This window comes from Mesorhizobium sp. M1A.F.Ca.IN.020.03.2.1 (assembly GCF_004023205.1).
Taxonomy (GTDB): Bacteria; Pseudomonadota; Alphaproteobacteria; order Rhizobiales; family Rhizobiaceae; genus Mesorhizobium.
This window is the reverse complement of sequence record NZ_RZSV01000024.1, coordinates 1-15,391: the sequence shown is the minus strand read 5'-3', so window position 1 is coordinate 15,391 and position 15,391 is coordinate 1. Positions and strand designations below refer to the sequence as shown.

Sequence of the window (15,391 nt, the reverse complement as noted above, 5' to 3'; positions counted from 1 at the left end):
CCGACGGCTCCCCATCGCCCCCCGCCCATGCCGTCGGTTGCCTCATTTCAAAATCCCAAATTAAGGACGCCGCCCCGACCGGTCGAGCAGGGCTGTGGTACGCCCAAGGTCTTTGGCCTTGTGGCCGACGGCAATCACGAGCCGAACCAAAATAGCGCCAGAAGGGCCACAAAGATTGCGGCCGCGGCGACGGTGCCCCACATGAAGACCCTGCTGGTGCCACGCTGCTCCTCCTCGCGGGATAGGTTGTTAGCCATGTCAAGTCTCCTTCGCAGTATCTCCGCAGAAGTGCGAACGCCCGTCAGCGGCTCGCCACCGCCCTTGCTTCGCGCTCCAGCGTCGCACGATCGTTTCCGTGCTTTTTGATGAGGTCGCGAGCCTCGGGGATTGTCAGCTGGAATTTCCTCGCGAAGTGGGCGACCTCATATTCCTCATCGCCTGACACGCGGCCGCGGTCGCGGAAATCACGCTTGGTCGTGTCGTCTGCCATGGTTGTTCCTCCTGGATAGGAATAAAACCGCCTCCCTTTGGGAATGTTCCAGCCTCTGGGAGGTTGGTATGCGGACGCGGCTTCCGTCCTGTCAGCGACGCTTTTCGAGGAGCCGCGGGCCTGCTGCTCGTCATGCCCACTCCCGTCACTCTCGCCACGGAACAATCCGCAGTCCTTGTGGTTCGGGCGCACCCAACCAGGAGGAACAAACTATGTCTGAATCCCGCGAATGGCTGATCCAGTGGCTGAGGGATGCTCACGCAATGGAAGAGCAAGCCGAGACGATGCTGTCCGGCCAACTGGGCCGGCTCGAGAGCTATCCGGAACTCAGCGAACGCATCCGCGCTCACCTCGCCGAGACCAAGGAGCAGGCGAGACGATTGAAGTCTTGCCTGGATGGCCTGGAAGAAGGTTCGTCAACACTGAAGGACGCAGGCGGAAAACTGACCGCAATGGCGCAGTCGATCAGCGGCGTGTTCGCCGGCGACGAGGTGATGAAAGGCTCTCTGGCCAGCTACACCTTCGAGCATATGGAGATCGCTTCCTATACGATCCTCATGGCTGCCGCTGAAGCCGTGGGTGAAGCCGAGATTGCTCGGGTCTGTGAGCAGAACCTGCGCGAAGAAGAAGCGATGGCCGAGTGGCTGAAGGACAATCTTCCGCAGGTCACCGAGACATTCCTCGCCCGGGCCGATGCCGACAGCGACAGCGCCAAGCGCTAGTTCGCGTCCTACAGGTGAAACGAGGCGGCGTTGGCCGCCGCCTCGGTCCCATCAAGCGTGCTTCGGCTGGGCTGCCTTCCCAGTTGGGAGCGGAACTGCTCCCTCCTCGATGAGGATGTCCTTCCGGCGGGCAAAGCCAACGAAGACGCCTCTCGCCGTTTCTGCGTCGATTTCGCCGGCCAAGGCGGCCTTGCAGGCACGCATCGCCGCCTTCTGCTCAGGGCTGTTGCCACACCAGTCGGCGACGAACTGATAGGCATCTACGACAGTGTTCAGCTGACGCGGAAATCCCAGTCCGACCCAGACGCGGATCGGCTTTTCGAACGGTTTTGCAAGCATCGTGACTGCCTCCTTTTTGCGGCTACGCAGTCACGCCGCTGCCTGGGCCCTTGCCGGTCATCCAAGGCAAAGTGACACTCACGTCCTCGTGGATTTTGACCGACTTTGCGAAGCCGCAGAACGCGTCTCTGGCCGCCGTTAGCGGATAGTCGCTGTCGAATGCTCGCTGACAGGCACGCAGGGCGGTCTCGTAGATGGTGCCGCGTCTGTTCTTGGGCCATTCGTAGAGAAATTCCAGGGCGTCATCGAGGCACGCGATTTCCTGGATGAGGCTGTTCCCGCTCTTCACGAAAACAGGGCTGTCAAACATCCGATCGTTCATAAGATCCTCCAAGTCGAACGAACAATTTGAGTTCTGAGACGGGCCGGAACCTTCAACGATCCTGGCCTGGCTGCGATATGGGTTTGCGGTTTTTGGCCGTCAAGATGAGGGCGCGTGCGGGAGCGTTCGGCTCGATGGGAACCTTCCGCGGGTCTTGCTGTTCGGTACGCAGCGGCGGGGCGAACCTTTGCTCCGAAATGAGGGCCGCCATCCGTGAGCGAGTCATGTGGCCGCTCTTGCGAAAACCCGCCCGCGCTCCTCCCCGGGCGGGTTTTTGCCGGAGCAATTCTAGAAAGCGTGACTCGGGTTTCCGTCCGGAACTGCCGGCAGGCACAGTCTTCCTTACGCCGGCCGCTGAACCACCGGTGGCTTTCGCGCGGGAGGCTTGCTGGTGGTCACCAGCCTGACCTTGTCGATGTCCACTGTAACCGGTACGCCGAGCTTCACTGTCACCCGGTCCCCATTGACGCGCGTTACATCTCCGACGAGCTCGATCGGCTGGCCTCTCTTCACGGTCGACGTGCGGTCGATGATCGAATGCGGCTGCTCATAGGAGGGAATCGACACGCTGACGCGGTCCTCCGTCACCCGCCGGCGAACCGTTGCGGTGATGGCGACCTCGTCTCCGACCTTGATGCCTCTTGCCATAGACGCAAGACTGGTGCGGTCGGCGGATTCGTCAAGCGATCGCTAATGTATCTTTGCGCACTTTCCAGCGCGTGCCTTGGCACGCGTGCAAGAAAACCGGATCTGGCTCGTCAACAGGCTACTTCCTGAACGACAGTGCCTTCGCCTCGCGAACGAGCGAACCCCAATTCAAGCCTAGGAAAGAAACAAGTTCCAACGCCTGCGCTTCGGTAATGCCGATCTCCCGGACAAGCCGTTGAACAACAGCTTCCTGTGACTGACTGTCAGATGTGAGCGCCATGGGAAGTCCCCTATGGCGGCGCAACGTTCAAGTCAGAAATTAGTTCCCGCCAATTCCGGGCTTGGCTGCCACCGGCGGTTCGTTATTGGCTGGAAGCGAGCTTCTGGATACGCCCTTTGTCCAGACGGAACACCCCCTCGGTGCCGCCCTGGCGCTCGAAGTCGGTCTGGAGTTCGTCCCACGTACCCAGATATTTGCCGCATTCGGCACAATGGATTTGGGTAATGGGTTGAGCATCGATGGGGATCTGCAACCGGATCACACCGCAATACGGGCATTCCAATTTGTGATCCAGATACCTACCGGCGATCATCGCCCACCATCTCGCAATCGGCAGGTCTGCGCAAGCCGCCGATTCTTGTGCATGCCGCCAGGAGGCACAAGCGATTCTGGGGCAACGAGACGCAGCAACCAACGACTAAAAGCGCTTCGCCACGCCCTCCGACATCGCGCGCCCGCCTGTCTGTATCTTATGCAGAACGCGTTCATGACCGGCGAGACCATCCAAAACGATGGCTGGTGTGAGCGGGCGAGGCAGACGGCTGCCGTGCCGGGCCTTCGCGATGCAATGGCATTTTCGGCGCAACGCTAATATACATGACGCCCGAATGAGCAGCGCCTCCGCACACGAGGAATGCCATGCGAAGGGTCATCTTCACAGCCATGTGCATTGCCGCCGCAACAGGCGCCAATGCGCATGATTGGTACGAAGACAAGATTGACCCGGTAACGAGATTCAAGTGCTGCGGCAGTCAAGATTGCCGCGCCATCCCTCAGTCTTCGGTGCGGTCCAGAGCCGACGGCGGCTATACCTATTTGCCCGACGGTTTCAACATCCCGCGAGACCGGGTTCAGGAATCACCGGATGGCCAATATCATATCTGCGAAAACAACTACGTGATAACCAATCAGCCCTATTTGCGCTGCTTTTTCGCGCCGCGGCTCAAGGTTTCTCGGCTGGTCGCACGCTGAGGGGATGGCCGTTTTTCGGAAAGGTCCATCGACCGGCTCAAGCGGCGGCGTGAACTAGACGCCCGAGTGCCTCGCCCTGATGATTCTGGCTTCCCGCAACAGCGCGGGACGATCGCGTCCAACCGCTTTTATCAGCCTCCTGGCTTGCGCGTCCGAAATGCCTGTTTTCTGTTTCAGCAAAATGACGAGCTGCTTGTCGTCGATCCGGTTATGGGAACTGCTTTCGCCGGGTTCGGTCATTGTTGGATCCTCCTCCGACCGAACGGAAAGAAGCCCTGAAAGGTTTCATCGCGTTGTTGCTTTTCGTAGGCGATTGGTACCGCCGATCGCATGGCGGCAAATCAGTCTTCGCCAGGCCGTCTGAAACGGCAAAACGGCCTTTGGTCCTCAACTGCATCACATTTGCAGCGGTCGGCCGTTCCGGTCGGATGTCGGATTTGAGCGCATTGCAGACCGACGCCGGCCGCCTCCGTGCGTGCGCTGCGCTAAGCGGCCTCTGCATGCTTCATCAGGTAGCGCTCTGGCGTTCCATCTCCAATTCGGCCTTCAAGCTTTCGATGTCGCGAAAAATCGAGGCGACCGCCAGTGTGCGTCCCTTGCGCTTGAAACGCAGGAGGCAATCTTTGGCGGCGATGTCGCCTTCCACCGCGATCTCGTCCCATCGCTCCGCATGTCCAACGTAGTTGATCGGGACGTCATAATGCTGGCTCCAGAAGAACGGCACGGCAGTGTATTTCTCGCGCTGTCCGAGCATGTTCAGAGCTGCCGTCTGTCCCTGCCTTTCTGCGACCACCCAGTGCTCGACCCTGATGTTTTCGCCGGAGTGGGCATCGGGCCATCGCGCAATGTCGCCTGCCGCGAAAATGCCCGGCGCGCTCGTCTCCAGAAAGGCGTCCACCATGATGCCGCGGTCGAGCCTGAGCCCAGCCTTTTCGGCAAGCCCGAGCCGCGGCCGCACGCCGATGCCAGCGACGATGAGATCCGCGGTCAGCGTAAGGCCGCTGCTCAGTTGTACGTTCGTGCCGTCGATGGCGGTCGCGGTGTCCTTGAGATGAAAGACGACGCCATTTTGCTCGTGGAGGCTGCGGATGAAGTCGCCCATCTGCGGCCCGAGGACCCGCTCCATCGGCCGTTCGTCGGGCGCGACGACATGAACTTCGATGTTCCGCGCACGCAGGGACGCGGCAACCTCGAGGCCGATGAAACTGGCGCCCAGCACGATGGCGCTGCGGGCCGTCTCGGCTTCCTCGATAATCGTGCTGCAGTCGGAGAGCGAGCGCAGCGTATGGACCTGTGGCTGATCGGCGCCCGGGATCGTGAGGCGGACCGGTTCGGCTCCCGTAGCAAGCAGCAAACGGTCGTAGGCAGTTCGGTTCCCGTCTGCGTGCACGACCTCGCCGGACCGGACATCGATGTCGGCGACGCTGGCTTTGAGGCGCAGATCAATGCCGTTCTTGGCATAGAAGCTTTCCCGACGCAGCGGAACCCAGTCCGACGGCGCCTTGCCGGCGAGGTAGTCCTTGGAAAGGTTGGGGCGATCGACGGGCGGCGCCTCGTCGTCGCTGAGCATGACAATGCTGCCCTGATGGCCTTCGCGCCGTAGTCTTTCGGCGGCTGCGAAACCGGCCGCGCCGCCTCCGACGATCACGATTCTGCCGGCAAACTGGCCAGCGCCTCCGCTGCCGGGCGTTTGAGCCGCTCGCTTGCGCTTCTCGCCCACGAATATGCGATCGCCGCGATGTTCCACCGACCAGCAGGCGAGTGGACTGAACGCAGGCGCACGCACGGCTTCGCCGGTGCGCAAATCGAAGCAGGCGTGGTGCCACGGACATCGAACGGTATCCTCCACGACAAGACCGTCGACCAGCGGCCCGCCATAATGCGTGCACGCCGCTCCGATTGCGAAGACCTCTGTCCCGCGGCGCACCAACAGCACCTGTTCATCGCCACAGTGACCGACCAGCTTTGCGCCATCGGCAAGGTCGGCTAGCGCAATGCCTTGGGCCAGATCCGGTCCGTTCGATTTAGAGTGGTCTTGAGCCATCTTCTTTCTCCCTGCGCTATTCGATTGGAGTCCGACCGAGCCAGACTGACTCCCGACGCTGGTTTGGGCAAATCAACGATCGCCTGGCCTGCTTTGCGCCAGTCGATGGGCAAAGTTCGAGGCCTGTCACGACATCGACACCCATCCTTTGGTGACCGTAGCGGCCGACGAATGATTTGATGGAGTTTCGTCAGATCGGTTTCCAAACGGACCCAAAGATTTTCGCAAACTCCCGCCACACCGGGGTAGATCGAAGCGCAGAGGCAGCGTGGGGAACAGTCCGTTCGGCTGGAGTTGTGGACAGCCTCGACCCCGATGGGGAGGCGGGCCGGACCGTCGCGCTCGCCTATCCATGACTGATGCGGCGTAAGTCGCTGAAATCCTTAACGCGATTTTCATTCCGCTCGTTTAGCCACTAGGCATGAGAAATTCCGACCAGCCCGGCCCAGGTTCAGCCCTTCAGGGGCAAAGCGAAGCCGTGGAAGCGGGAATTCTGCGGGATCAGTTCGCTGACCTGAAGAAGGGCCTTTTCATCTCGATGCCCATCGGCACCGTTCTCTCGGCCCTGATCCTGGCCGTGCAGATGCTCTCGGGCGGTGGCCCGGCGGCGGCGCTGTGGTTTGTGGCGGTCACCATCATCAACGGCGCCCGCATAGGACTGGCCCTCACCCAGCCGGAAATTGCCTTTAATGGGCCCGATGGCCGGTCGAGGCCGGTCGATGCGCGACTTTCCGTTTACGGGCTGTTAGCGCTGGCATCGGGCATCGCCTGGTCTTTTCTGGCCGTGCTGTCGGATGGATACACCACCCCCCAGGCGCCGCTCTATCTGATCGTGCTCGCCGGCCTGTCGGCCGGTTCGGTCACCTATGGTGCGTCATACGCGCCGGCTTCGATCAACTTCTTGACATTGCCGCTTCTGATCGCCGCAGGATGCGTGTTGGCGAAAGGCAATATCGAGAACTACGTCCTCGGCCTCACGGTCCTGCTTTTTCTTGGAGGCATGATCAGAAGCTCGCTGCTCGGGCAGACCCGCTTCAAGGAGACGAGCCGCCTCAAATACGAGGCGAGGGCGTTCGCAGCCCGGATGGAACGAAACTCCAGGTGCGATCCGCTGACGAACTTGCTCAACAGGCACGGGCTCGAGCACGCAATCGGCGAGATGGGTTTTTCCGACGGTCCGTTCGTGACCATGCTGATCGATCTCGACGGCTTCAAATCCGTCAACGACACCTATGGTCACAATATCGGCGACGACCTGCTGGTCCGGGTCGCGCGCAGGATAGAGAGCCACGCGCCGCCGGGGGCAACGATCGCGCGCATCGGCGGCGACGAGTTCGTGCTGCTCTTTCCCGCCGCAAGCTCGCAGCACTCGATAGACGAGCTTGCGTCCTTGATCATCGCGGCCATCGCCAATCCGGATCCGGCATTGAAATCGGTGCGTGTCGGCGCCTCGATCGGTATATACGTATCGGAGACACCGCGACTGACGGAGATGCTGCTGCGCGCCGACTTCGCGCTTTACGCGGCCAAGCGCAGCGGCAGGAACGAATACTGCCTCTTCGATGCCGAGCTCGATCACGGGCTCGAACGCAAGCACTGCATCGAGCGCGACCTGCGCGCAGCTATCGAGAGAGGCACGCTTTGCTCATGGTTCCAGCCCATCGTGCGGCTGGACACGCAAGCGGTCGCCGGCTTCGAAGCGCTGCTGCGGTGGCAGCACCCGGTTCACGGCGCCATTCCCCCGCCGGAGATCGTGACAGCGGCACGCGAAACCGGTCTGCTTTCCTTGCTGACGGAGAAGGTCTTTCTCAATTGCTGCTCCATGATCGAGGAACTGGCGAGGAAAGGGCGCCAGGATGTGCGCGTTGCGATGAATCTGTCGCCGCGTGAACTCGAGGCAGGCAATGTCGACGATATGATGCTGGACATCCTGAAGACGAGGAATGTCCCCGCGGCCATGCTCGAGATAGAGATTACCGAAGAGGCGCCCGTGGATCGCGCCCGGGTCGACGAAAAGCTGGAACGCCTGGCGGACGCGGGCATATCGATCGTGCTGGACGATTTCGGCACCGGCTTTTCGACCCTGGTTTCGCTGAAGGACAGTCGGATCCGCAAGATTAAGATCGACAAGGACTTCGTTCGCGATCTGGCCAAATCCGTGGAAGATCAGGCGCTGGTCAAGGCCGTCATCGATCTCGGACGAACGCTTGGCATAGAGGTCATGGCGGAGGGGGTCGAAACGGACGCCGATCGCCTGATCCTGCGCTCGCTCGATTGCATGATCGGGCAGGGCTTCCTCTTCTCGGCAGCGCTTCCCATGCACGATGCGCTGGCCTTCGAGCCGAGGCATTTCGACACCTCTGCCGCCGCAAATGCCGCCTTTGATCCCGGGCAACTCCCGTCGCGCCGAACCGGCAGCGCCGCCTAAGGGGGTGGGCGGCTGCGGCTGCCCAACTCCTGTGTCAGAGAGCCTCGAATGACCACTGTCGGCGACTTGGATGTCAGGCCGGCAGGCCGTTTTGCTTTCGCAGGCTCTTGTCGAAGGCGGATTCGGGAACGAAACGGCGCAGCAAGCTGATCTGGCGAGCCATTTTTCCGGCAGCATAGCGCCTCCGTGGAACGGAGGCGGTCGCCGCTTGCAAGACCGTCTTGGCCACGACCTCGGGCGCATCGCCTGTCTCGATGGCTTTCCGCAGAACCACATCCATGCCGGCGCGCGCGATGCCATAGATGTCCAGCAACTGATCGGGCCTGGCGAGATTTTCTTCAAACGACGTGCGGGTGTAGGCGGGCTCGACCAGCACCACGCGAATTCCGAACGAGCGCAGTTCATGGTCCAGCGATTCTGAATAGCCTTCGATCGCATGCTTGGTCGACGCATAGAGAGCGGAATAGGGAGCCGGAATCAGGCCCAGCACGGAACTCAAATTCACGATTCTGCCGCTCCGTTGGCGTCGCATTGTCGGCAGCACCGCGTTGGTCATCCGGATGACACCAAAGACATTGACATCAAACAGCGCCTGAGCCTGCGCAGTCGAGGATTCCTCCGCGCCGCCGAGCAGGCCGATGCCGGCATTGTTGACGAGCAGGTCTATGCGTCCGGTTTCGGCCAGCACCTCTTCGACCAGCTTCGATACGGACGCGTCGTCGGTCACGTCGCCGGTCAGCATGGTAACGCCGTCGGACTGTTCGGAGATCGCGCGACGGCTGGTTCCGAACACGCGAAAGCCCGCGTTCCGGAGGGCTGCGGCTGTTGCGCGCCCGATGCCCGAGGATGCGCCTGTGACGAGGGCGACGCCAGGATTGGTCTTTTCCATGAGATCACTTTCTTGCGGCTGGAGTGGGGAAATCGGAAGGCCGAAACAAAAGCCGCAGCCAGGGAGCGGCTCGACCGTTCATGCCTGTCCGTCCCAGCGCCGGAACAGCGCGCTGGCGTTCACACCTCCGAAGCCAAACCCATTGGAGATCGCGTAGTCCATTTCCATTGGCCGGGCTTGGTTCGCGACGAAGTCTATGCCGTCGCCGGCCGGATCGGGCGCGCCCAGATTGAGGGTTGGCGGCGCCACCTGGTCCCTGAGCGCCAATATCGTGAAGATCGCGCCGAGCCCGCCGGCAGCGCCGAGCAGGTGTCCGGTCGCCGACTTGGTCCCGCTGACGGCGATCGAGAAATCCGCGCCGAAGACCCTTTTGATCGCTTCGATTTCTCCCAGGTCGCCCACCGGCGTGGAGGTCGCGTGCGCATTGAGGTGGCGGATGTCGCGTGGCGAGATGCCGGCCTGGGCAATCGCGATCTCCATCGCACGTCGCGCGCCATCGCCGTCCTCGGGGCCGGAAGTGACATGATGGGCATCCGCCGTGGTGCCGTAGCCGACGACCTCGGCGAGCGGTTTCGCGCCGCGAGCCAGCGCATGGCTCAATTCCTCGATGACCAGGATGCCGGCGCCTTCGCCCATGACGAATCCGTCCCGCGACATGTCGAACGGACGAGAAGCTTGATCGGGGCGGTGATTGAAGGAGGTCGAAAGCGAGCGTGCCGCTGCGAAGCCGCCCAAGCTGACGGTGTTCATGCATGCCTCGGTGCCGCCGCACAAAGCGATATCGGCCTCATCGGCGCGGATGATGCGAGCCGCATCGCCGATCGCCTGGATGCCGGCGGCGCATGCGGTTACCGGCGCGCCGATGTGGCCTTTGAAGCCGTAGCGGATCGAGACGTGGCCAGCCGCGAGGTTCACCAGGAAAGACGGCACCGTAAACGGTGAAAGGCGCCGAACGCCGCGCTGGTCGACGGTCCGTACCGCCTCGGTGATGGCGGGAAAACCTCCGACACCTGAAGCGATGATCGTCGCCGTGCGAACCCGATCCTTTTCCGAGGCCGGTTTCCATCTCGCCTGGGCAAGCGCCTCTTCTGCAGCGGCCAGCGCGAACAGGATGAAGCGGTCGACCTTGCGCTGATCCTTCGGCGCCAGGAAACCGTTCGGATCGAGGCCGGCTTGGGGATCATCCTCCAGGGAAGGAACCACGCCGCCGATCTTCGCCGGCAAATCTTCCACCACCTCGTCCGCAAGCCTGCGGATACCAGAGCGGCCGGCCAGGAGACGCGACCAGGACGTCTCGACATCCGCCGCAAGCGGCGTGACCGCGCCCATGCCCGTTACAACGATCCGTCGCATCTATTCTCCTATCAATCCCGGTCGTCAGTCCCGCGCGGTTCAAGCCGTGACTGCGTCGCGAACCTGTTCGGTGGCCGCATCCAGAAAGGCCTGAGCGAGGTCGGGGTCGTTGACGACGCGCGACAACGTCAGCGCGCCGACCATCGTCGAAAGAATGGCCATGGCCTTGCTGTTGGGCTCGTCTACGTCGGTCGCGGCGATCAACCGGCCGATGATTTCGAGATACTGCTTGATGCCGGCTTCGAACGACCCTTTCACCTCGGCCCGCTGCCTGGCGGCATCCGAGCCGAGCGCCGCGACCGGGCAGCCGTCCATCCTTTGCTCGCGATGGCCCATGCTGAGGTAAAATGCCATCACCGCCCCAAGCGGATCGCTGGGATTGGCTGCGGTCGCTGTCGCCCATCGGGCAGCCGTACTCTCCACCGCCCGTCTGGAAGCCTGTGCGACCAAGTCCTCCTTCGACGCGAACTGCTTGTAGAAGGCGCCTTGGGTCAGCCCGGCACCCTTCATCAGATCCTTGAGGCCGATGCCGTCGAACCCATGTTCCCGAAAAAGGCGGCTGGCCACGTCGATCACGGTCTGCCGGTTCTTCTCAGCCTGAATGCGGCTCACGCGCATGATCGGCCTCCATATTTAGATTGCGTACGAAATCTATATGCCATTTAGAGACTGAGCGCAATCTAATTAAGGATCCGGGATAGGCGGCTCGTCGGGCGTAGGTTTGCGGCAGGCCAGATGCGCCCGCCGACCGGGATTCCGTGAGCTTCTCCTTGCCGGGCCACCGCGAACAGCTCTACGCGCTCTCGAGATCCGGCGGGGAGGTGACGGTCTCGACCGTGGGCGACATGCAGATGAGCGCAACGCTGCCGGACTACCCCGCCACGGATCGCGGCCTGGCAAGCTGCCGGACAAGAGTCTCAGAGCGTTGGCCAGGACCTAACAAAAGACGCGTGGACCAGAGGACCTATTCGAAGGCTATTCTCGAACTCAATTCCCAATCGGCAGCGTCCCGGCGAACACCGCCGTCGCCGGCCCGAATCGCCGGCGTTGGGCGTCACCGCCGTGCGAAGCTGAAGGCGAAATGGCTGCCGCGATGATAGACAGCGGCATAGACGACCGGTGTCCCGGTCGCATCGAAACAGGTTTCAGTAATGAGCAGCGCCGGCCCGAAATCGCGCAGGTCGTTGCGCTGCACGATTTCGTCCGGCAGCGTCACGGCTGAAACCGAGGCGGCCGACATACGCGGCTGATGGCGGTGTTTCTCCAACAGCGCGAGCAGCGAACCACTCCATTCGATGTCGAAAAGGCGGCCGGGCAAAAGGCTGCGCGGCACGTAATCCAGCGAGTAGATGAGGGGCACGTCGTTGTGCAGCCGCAGCCGTTCCAGTCTTATGACGCGCTCTCCGTCGGCCAGCCGCAATTGCTGCTGGATCACCGGATCGGGCGTTTCCTCGGCGATCGACAGAACCTTGTTGATGGTGTCGTAGCCGTAATGGCGCGACATGTCGGTCACGCTTTCGAACATCGTTATCGGCCGGTCGACCTGCACGGCAGAGTTCGCCGTGACAAAGCGGCCGAGGCCGTGGGTGACGGAAATGGCGCCGTCCTGTTCGAGAAGTTTCAGCGCTTCGCGCAGGGCAGGGCGCGAGATGCGGAAGCGCTGCGTCAACTGCGACTCGGTCGGCAGCCGGTCGCCGGGCTTGAGCCCCTCGCTTCTGATCAGGTCGGCAAGGCGGTCGCGGAGCTGGACCGCCAGTGTGCGCGCATCCCGAAGCGGCTCGTCCAAGTCCGTGATCCCCATAGTGCCAACTCTCCTTTTGTTGTCGGACAATCGCGGCTAGGTCAAGCGGGGGCATGTCGTGGCGCCTCACTTGCTGCATACGCAATTGGACCGGAGCCGGTCCGCAAGATTTCTCTTGAAATGCGCTCAGCAAGATGTCAGTTGTCTTACAACAGATGCGATCGAGGGAACGATGCTCAATTTCGACGAAGCCCGGTTTGTACGCATTCAATCGGGGGCGGTGGCTTTGCGGGAGCGCATCGAAACCGCCGTTGCGCAATGTCTCGCCGCCGGGGCTCAAAACATCTTCTTCCTCGGCACCGGGGGCGCGGCGATTCTGATGCATCCGGCCGCACAATTGCTGCAGCGCCGGTCCGGCTTTCCCGCCTTCGTCGATATCACTGCCGAGCTGCAGCTTGCCCAATCCGTGCACCTGACCGAGAAATCGATCGTCGTGCTGCCTTCGCTCTCGGGCACCACCAAGGAAAGCGTGGCGCTGCTGGCTAGGATCAAGGAGATCGGAGCGACGGTGATCGCGCTGGTTGGGCATGAGGAGACGCCGCTCGGCAGGGGCGGGGACCACGTCTTCGTCAACTTCGCTGAGGACGACACCTCCTGCGAGTCCTTCTACCTCCAGTCGCTGTTCATCGCGCTTTCGGTGCTGAAGCATCGCGGCGAGCTGGCCGAATCCGAACGGATTTTCGCCGAGCTGGCGCAGTTGCCGCGATTGCTGCTGGAGGTGAAGCGGAGCTATGAAAAGCAAGCCGCCGACTTCGCCCAAAAACTGGCCGCCTCCGACTATCACATCATAACCGGCGCCGGGAACGTCTGGCCGCAGGCTTGGTATTACGGCATGTGCATCCTGGAAGAGATGCAATGGATCCGGACCCGTCCGGTGCATGCCTCCGATTTTTTCCACGGCACGCTGGAGCTGGTGGAAAAAGACGTGAGCGTTGTTCTCTTCAAGGGCGAGGACAGCGCCCGGCCGCTGGCCGAGCGGGTCGAGAATTTCGCAGCTAACTACACGGACAAGACGACGGTGCTCGACACGGCCGCCTTCGAACTGCCCGGCATTTCTGCGGACGTGCGCGCGCTGGTTTCGCCGGTCGTGCTGGCCACCGCCCTCGAACGCGTCAGTGCTCATCTCGAGGTAATCCGCAACCACCCGCTGACGACGCGCCGCTACTATAAACGCGTAGCCTATTGAGCGCGTGCCTTTAGCGGCGTAGCAGAGGGGATATGACGGCTCAATTTCGATTTGCCGCCGTCGGCGACAATTGCACTGACCGCCTCGGCTTGCCGATCGGGCGCTCGCTGGTCGGCGGCAACGCGCTCAACGTCGCCGTCCAGCTCGCCCGGCTTGGCAATAGGAGCTTCTATTTCGGTGCCGTTGGCCGCGACGCCGAAGGCGAGCGCACCCGCGCCGAGCTCGAAGCCAATCGGGTCGTGGTCGACCACCTGCGAGTCGGCGACCGCAACACCGCCTGGACCGACATCAAAGTGTTGCCGTCAGGTGAGCGGCTGATCGCCGCCGAGGATTTCGGCGCCTGCGCCGGATACGCGCCGCACGAGGCCGAACTTGCCATCATGGAGGCGATGGATCACGTCCATATCGGCTGGCTGGATGACGGCGGCGCCTTGCGCAGGCGCCTGTCGCGGGCAGGCGTCAGCGTCTCGCAGGACATTTCGGTCAACGCCGATCCGGCCAATCTCGGCGTCGAGGGCCTGAGCATAGCCTTCTGCTCGACCGGCGAACCCTATGGTGCCGCGGCGGCTATGGCGGTGGACCTTCTGTCGCGCGGCGCAGGCTGCGCCGTCGTCATGCGCGGTGCCGAGGGGTCGATGGCGTTCACTGCCCGCGAGCGCGCCGAGACCGGCATCCGTCCGGTCGCGGTCGTCGACACGACCGGCGCCGGCGACAGTTTCATTGCCGGCTTTCTCCACGCCTGGCTGGCCAAAAAGCCGCTGTTGCAATGTCTCGAAAGCGGCCGCGACCGCGCCGCGCTGACCTGCTGCCATCTCGGCGGCTTCCCCCAGGAGGGAATGCCGCACTGAAGTTCAGCGCTTCAGCGAGCGCCCGAACCGTTCCTCGATGCGGGACTGCAGGAATTCGAGCCCGATCGACAGCAGCCAGTAGATCATCGAGGCGGTGATCAGCATCTCGATGTGCCGGAACTCGGTCTGGCCCTGCGTGCGCGCCAGATACATGATCTCCCATACGCCGACCACCGAAATCAGCGAGGAATCCTTCAGCATCGCGATGAACTGGTTGCCGGTCGGGGGAACGATGACGCGCATCGCTTGCGGCAGGATCACCAGGAACATCGTCTGGTTGGGGCTGAGGCCAAGCGCGGTGGCGCCCTCGGTCTGGCCGCGCGGAATGCTTTCGATGCCGGCGCGGAAAATTTCGGTCATGTAGGCGCCGTAGCAAAGCGACAGCGCCATGATGCCGGCGGGCACGGCCCCGATCACGTAGCCGACCTGCGGCAGGCCGAGATAGATGATGTAGATCTGCATCAGCAACGGCAGCCCGCGGAACAGCGAGGTGTAGAACGTTGCCAGGCCATAGACGACGCCGTTCTTGGAGAGCTTGGCTATGGCGCCGATGAAGGCGATGACCGTGGCTATGGCGATCGAAATGGCGGAGATGTAGAGCGTCGTCACCACGCCCTGCGAGACGAGGAAGCCGATCTTCCTGGCAATGAAAGAGAACGACAGGTCGAAGGAATAGAAGAACAGCATCAGCAGCACGAACAGCTCGATCCATACGGCCACGATCTGCTGTTTGCGCCCGAGTTGCTGCAGGGCTTTCCAGTTGGCCGCCGCGATCAGCGCGATCAGCACCGCCGAAACGCCCCGCGCTGCCGCGGGATTGGCGGCAAGCCATTCGAGGGAGCTCGGGACCAGCTTGCCGATCCAGTCGGCTTTGATGCCAAGGCCGTAGAGGCCTGCGGCGAACGCGGCAAGCGCCAGGCACATGCCGATGCGACGCGCCGCGTCCGGATAATTGAGCAGCAGTCTGCCGATCACCTGTCGATCTCCCTGTGGTCAGCGGGGGCGTTCGCGCCACCAGTCTTGCGCCTGTAGCTTCCAATAGGTGAGTTGCGCCGCGGCAAGCCCGACC

General features: G+C 62.3%; 19 protein-coding genes. 5 read left to right on the top strand and 14 right to left on the bottom strand.

The window, feature by feature from the left end; genetic code table 11:
• Positions 1–134: 134 nt before the first annotated feature.
• Together EOA79_RS34060 and EOA79_RS06550 are read right to left on the bottom strand one after the other, a co-directional pair.
• Positions 135–257 (bottom strand): hypothetical protein, encoded by a 123-nt coding sequence (locus tag EOA79_RS34060; RefSeq protein WP_259979811.1) that lies wholly within the window; start codon positions 255–257, stop codon positions 135–137.
• 44 nt (positions 258–301) lie between these two features.
• Complete coding sequence (locus EOA79_RS06550; protein WP_095778947.1) at positions 302–490, bottom strand: DUF3606 domain-containing protein; 189 nt, start codon at positions 488–490, stop codon at positions 302–304.
• Between the two features lie 212 nt (positions 491–702).
• Between EOA79_RS06550 and EOA79_RS06545 the strand changes: the two genes are divergently transcribed.
• Positions 703–1,212 carry a DUF892 family protein gene (locus tag EOA79_RS06545; protein ID WP_095824615.1) on the top strand — a complete coding sequence of 170 codons (510 nt, stop codon included), beginning with the start codon at positions 703–705 and terminating at the stop codon, positions 1,210–1,212.
• A gap of 51 nt (positions 1,213–1,263) precedes the next feature.
• On the opposite strand, the gene EOA79_RS06540 is transcribed toward EOA79_RS06545, so the two are convergent.
• The 5 genes from EOA79_RS06540 to EOA79_RS06525 all read right to left on the bottom strand — a co-directional run bounded on the left by EOA79_RS06540 (position 1,264) and on the right by EOA79_RS06525 (position 3,114).
• A complete protein-coding gene (locus EOA79_RS06540) occupies positions 1,264–1,551 on the bottom strand; it encodes a DUF982 domain-containing protein (RefSeq protein ID WP_095824614.1) in 288 nt (95 codons plus the stop codon).
• A 22-nt stretch (positions 1,552–1,573) separates the two neighbouring features.
• On the bottom strand, positions 1,574–1,873 hold the full coding sequence (locus tag EOA79_RS06535; protein ID WP_067321894.1) for a DUF982 domain-containing protein: 300 nt from the start codon (positions 1,871–1,873) through the stop codon (positions 1,574–1,576).
• Between the two features lie 342 nt (positions 1,874–2,215).
• Entirely contained in the window at positions 2,216–2,521 is a 306-nt protein-coding gene (locus tag EOA79_RS06530) for a hypothetical protein (RefSeq protein ID WP_066992982.1), read from the bottom strand.
• Positions 2,522–2,639: 118 nt separating this feature from the next.
• Positions 2,640–2,801, bottom strand: coding sequence for a hypothetical protein (locus EOA79_RS32675; protein ID WP_095801495.1), 162 nt, complete (start codon positions 2,799–2,801; stop codon positions 2,640–2,642).
• 82 nt (positions 2,802–2,883) lie between these two features.
• On the bottom strand, positions 2,884–3,114 hold the full coding sequence (locus tag EOA79_RS06525) for a hypothetical protein (RefSeq protein ID WP_067321889.1): 231 nt from the start codon (positions 3,112–3,114) through the stop codon (positions 2,884–2,886).
• 326 nt (positions 3,115–3,440) lie between these two features.
• Here EOA79_RS06525 and EOA79_RS06520 point away from each other — a divergent pair, with 326 nt between their 5' ends.
• A complete protein-coding gene (locus EOA79_RS06520; RefSeq protein WP_127215351.1) occupies positions 3,441–3,773 on the top strand; it encodes a hypothetical protein in 333 nt (110 codons plus the stop codon).
• Positions 3,774–3,827: 54 nt separating this feature from the next.
• On the opposite strand, the gene EOA79_RS06515 is transcribed toward EOA79_RS06520, so the two are convergent.
• Together EOA79_RS06515 and EOA79_RS06510 are read right to left on the bottom strand one after the other, a co-directional pair.
• Positions 3,828–4,013 (bottom strand): hypothetical protein, encoded by a 186-nt coding sequence (locus EOA79_RS06515; RefSeq protein ID WP_066992988.1) that lies wholly within the window; start codon positions 4,011–4,013, stop codon positions 3,828–3,830.
• A 268-nt stretch (positions 4,014–4,281) separates the two neighbouring features.
• Entirely contained in the window at positions 4,282–5,817 is a 1,536-nt protein-coding gene (locus EOA79_RS06510; RefSeq protein ID WP_095824613.1) for an FAD-dependent oxidoreductase, read from the bottom strand.
• Positions 5,818–6,295: 478 nt separating this feature from the next.
• Here EOA79_RS06510 and EOA79_RS06505 point away from each other — a divergent pair, with 478 nt between their 5' ends.
• Positions 6,296–8,245: a GGDEF domain-containing phosphodiesterase gene (locus EOA79_RS06505; RefSeq protein WP_245322370.1), complete on the top strand. Its 1,950-nt coding sequence runs from the start codon at positions 6,296–6,298 to the stop codon at positions 8,243–8,245.
• A gap of 73 nt (positions 8,246–8,318) precedes the next feature.
• On the opposite strand, the gene EOA79_RS06500 is transcribed toward EOA79_RS06505, so the two are convergent.
• The 4 genes from EOA79_RS06500 to EOA79_RS06485 all read right to left on the bottom strand — a co-directional run bounded on the left by EOA79_RS06500 (position 8,319) and on the right by EOA79_RS06485 (position 12,273).
• Positions 8,319–9,134 carry an oxidoreductase gene (locus EOA79_RS06500; protein WP_095824611.1) on the bottom strand — a complete coding sequence of 272 codons (816 nt, stop codon included), beginning with the start codon at positions 9,132–9,134 and terminating at the stop codon, positions 8,319–8,321.
• A 78-nt stretch (positions 9,135–9,212) separates the two neighbouring features.
• Positions 9,213–10,487 carry a beta-ketoacyl-ACP synthase II gene (gene fabF, locus EOA79_RS06495; RefSeq protein ID WP_095824610.1) on the bottom strand — a complete coding sequence of 425 codons (1,275 nt, stop codon included), beginning with the start codon at positions 10,485–10,487 and terminating at the stop codon, positions 9,213–9,215.
• 39 nt (positions 10,488–10,526) lie between these two features.
• Positions 10,527–11,105 carry a TetR/AcrR family transcriptional regulator gene (locus EOA79_RS06490; protein ID WP_095801489.1) on the bottom strand — a complete coding sequence of 193 codons (579 nt, stop codon included), beginning with the start codon at positions 11,103–11,105 and terminating at the stop codon, positions 10,527–10,529.
• Between the two features lie 436 nt (positions 11,106–11,541).
• Complete coding sequence (locus tag EOA79_RS06485; RefSeq protein WP_095801575.1) at positions 11,542–12,273, bottom strand: GntR family transcriptional regulator; 732 nt, start codon at positions 12,271–12,273, stop codon at positions 11,542–11,544.
• Between the two features lie 187 nt (positions 12,274–12,460).
• On the opposite strand from EOA79_RS06485, the gene EOA79_RS06480 reads away from it, so the two are divergent.
• Positions 12,461–13,474, top strand: coding sequence for an SIS domain-containing protein (locus EOA79_RS06480; protein ID WP_095824609.1), 1,014 nt, complete (start codon positions 12,461–12,463; stop codon positions 13,472–13,474).
• A 32-nt stretch (positions 13,475–13,506) separates the two neighbouring features.
• Positions 13,507–14,322, top strand: a complete 816-nt coding sequence (locus EOA79_RS06475) for a PfkB family carbohydrate kinase (RefSeq protein WP_095824608.1) — start codon at positions 13,507–13,509, stop codon at positions 14,320–14,322.
• Positions 14,323–14,325: 3 nt separating this feature from the next.
• On the opposite strand, the gene EOA79_RS06470 is transcribed toward EOA79_RS06475, so the two are convergent.
• Positions 14,326–15,297 carry an amino acid ABC transporter permease gene (locus tag EOA79_RS06470; protein WP_066993007.1) on the bottom strand — a complete coding sequence of 324 codons (972 nt, stop codon included), beginning with the start codon at positions 15,295–15,297 and terminating at the stop codon, positions 14,326–14,328.
• Positions 15,298–15,391: the final 94 nt, after the last annotated feature.

What these genes read in the sequence shown, in the direction of transcription:
- EOA79_RS34060 (WP_259979811.1), bottom strand. Translation starts at nt 257, where the DNA reads ATGGCTAACAACCTATCCCGCGAGGAGGAGCAGCGTGGCACCAGCAGG.
- EOA79_RS06550 (WP_095778947.1), bottom strand. Translation starts at nt 490, where the DNA reads ATGGCAGACGACACGACCAAGCGTGATTTCCGCGACCGCGGCCGCGTG.
- EOA79_RS06545 (WP_095824615.1), top strand. Translation starts at nt 703, where the DNA reads ATGTCTGAATCCCGCGAATGGCTGATCCAGTGGCTGAGGGATGCTCAC.
- EOA79_RS06540 (WP_095824614.1), bottom strand. Translation starts at nt 1,551, where the DNA reads ATGCTTGCAAAACCGTTCGAAAAGCCGATCCGCGTCTGGGTCGGACTG.
- EOA79_RS06535 (WP_067321894.1), bottom strand. Translation starts at nt 1,873, where the DNA reads ATGAACGATCGGATGTTTGACAGCCCTGTTTTCGTGAAGAGCGGGAAC.
- EOA79_RS06530 (WP_066992982.1), bottom strand. Translation starts at nt 2,521, where the DNA reads ATGGCAAGAGGCATCAAGGTCGGAGACGAGGTCGCCATCACCGCAACG.
- EOA79_RS32675 (WP_095801495.1), bottom strand. Translation starts at nt 2,801, where the DNA reads ATGGCGCTCACATCTGACAGTCAGTCACAGGAAGCTGTTGTTCAACGG.
- EOA79_RS06525 (WP_067321889.1), bottom strand. Translation starts at nt 3,114, where the DNA reads ATGATCGCCGGTAGGTATCTGGATCACAAATTGGAATGCCCGTATTGC.
- EOA79_RS06520 (WP_127215351.1), top strand. Translation starts at nt 3,441, where the DNA reads ATGCGAAGGGTCATCTTCACAGCCATGTGCATTGCCGCCGCAACAGGC.
- EOA79_RS06515 (WP_066992988.1), bottom strand. Translation starts at nt 4,013, where the DNA reads ATGACCGAACCCGGCGAAAGCAGTTCCCATAACCGGATCGACGACAAG.
- EOA79_RS06510 (WP_095824613.1), bottom strand. Translation starts at nt 5,817, where the DNA reads ATGGCTCAAGACCACTCTAAATCGAACGGACCGGATCTGGCCCAAGGC.
- EOA79_RS06500 (WP_095824611.1), bottom strand. Translation starts at nt 9,134, where the DNA reads ATGGAAAAGACCAATCCTGGCGTCGCCCTCGTCACAGGCGCATCCTCG.
- fabF (WP_095824610.1), bottom strand. Translation starts at nt 10,487, where the DNA reads ATGCGACGGATCGTTGTAACGGGCATGGGCGCGGTCACGCCGCTTGCG.
- EOA79_RS06490 (WP_095801489.1), bottom strand. Translation starts at nt 11,105, where the DNA reads ATGCGCGTGAGCCGCATTCAGGCTGAGAAGAACCGGCAGACCGTGATC.
- EOA79_RS06480 (WP_095824609.1), top strand. Translation starts at nt 12,461, where the DNA reads ATGCTCAATTTCGACGAAGCCCGGTTTGTACGCATTCAATCGGGGGCG.
- EOA79_RS06475 (WP_095824608.1), top strand. Translation starts at nt 13,507, where the DNA reads ATGACGGCTCAATTTCGATTTGCCGCCGTCGGCGACAATTGCACTGAC.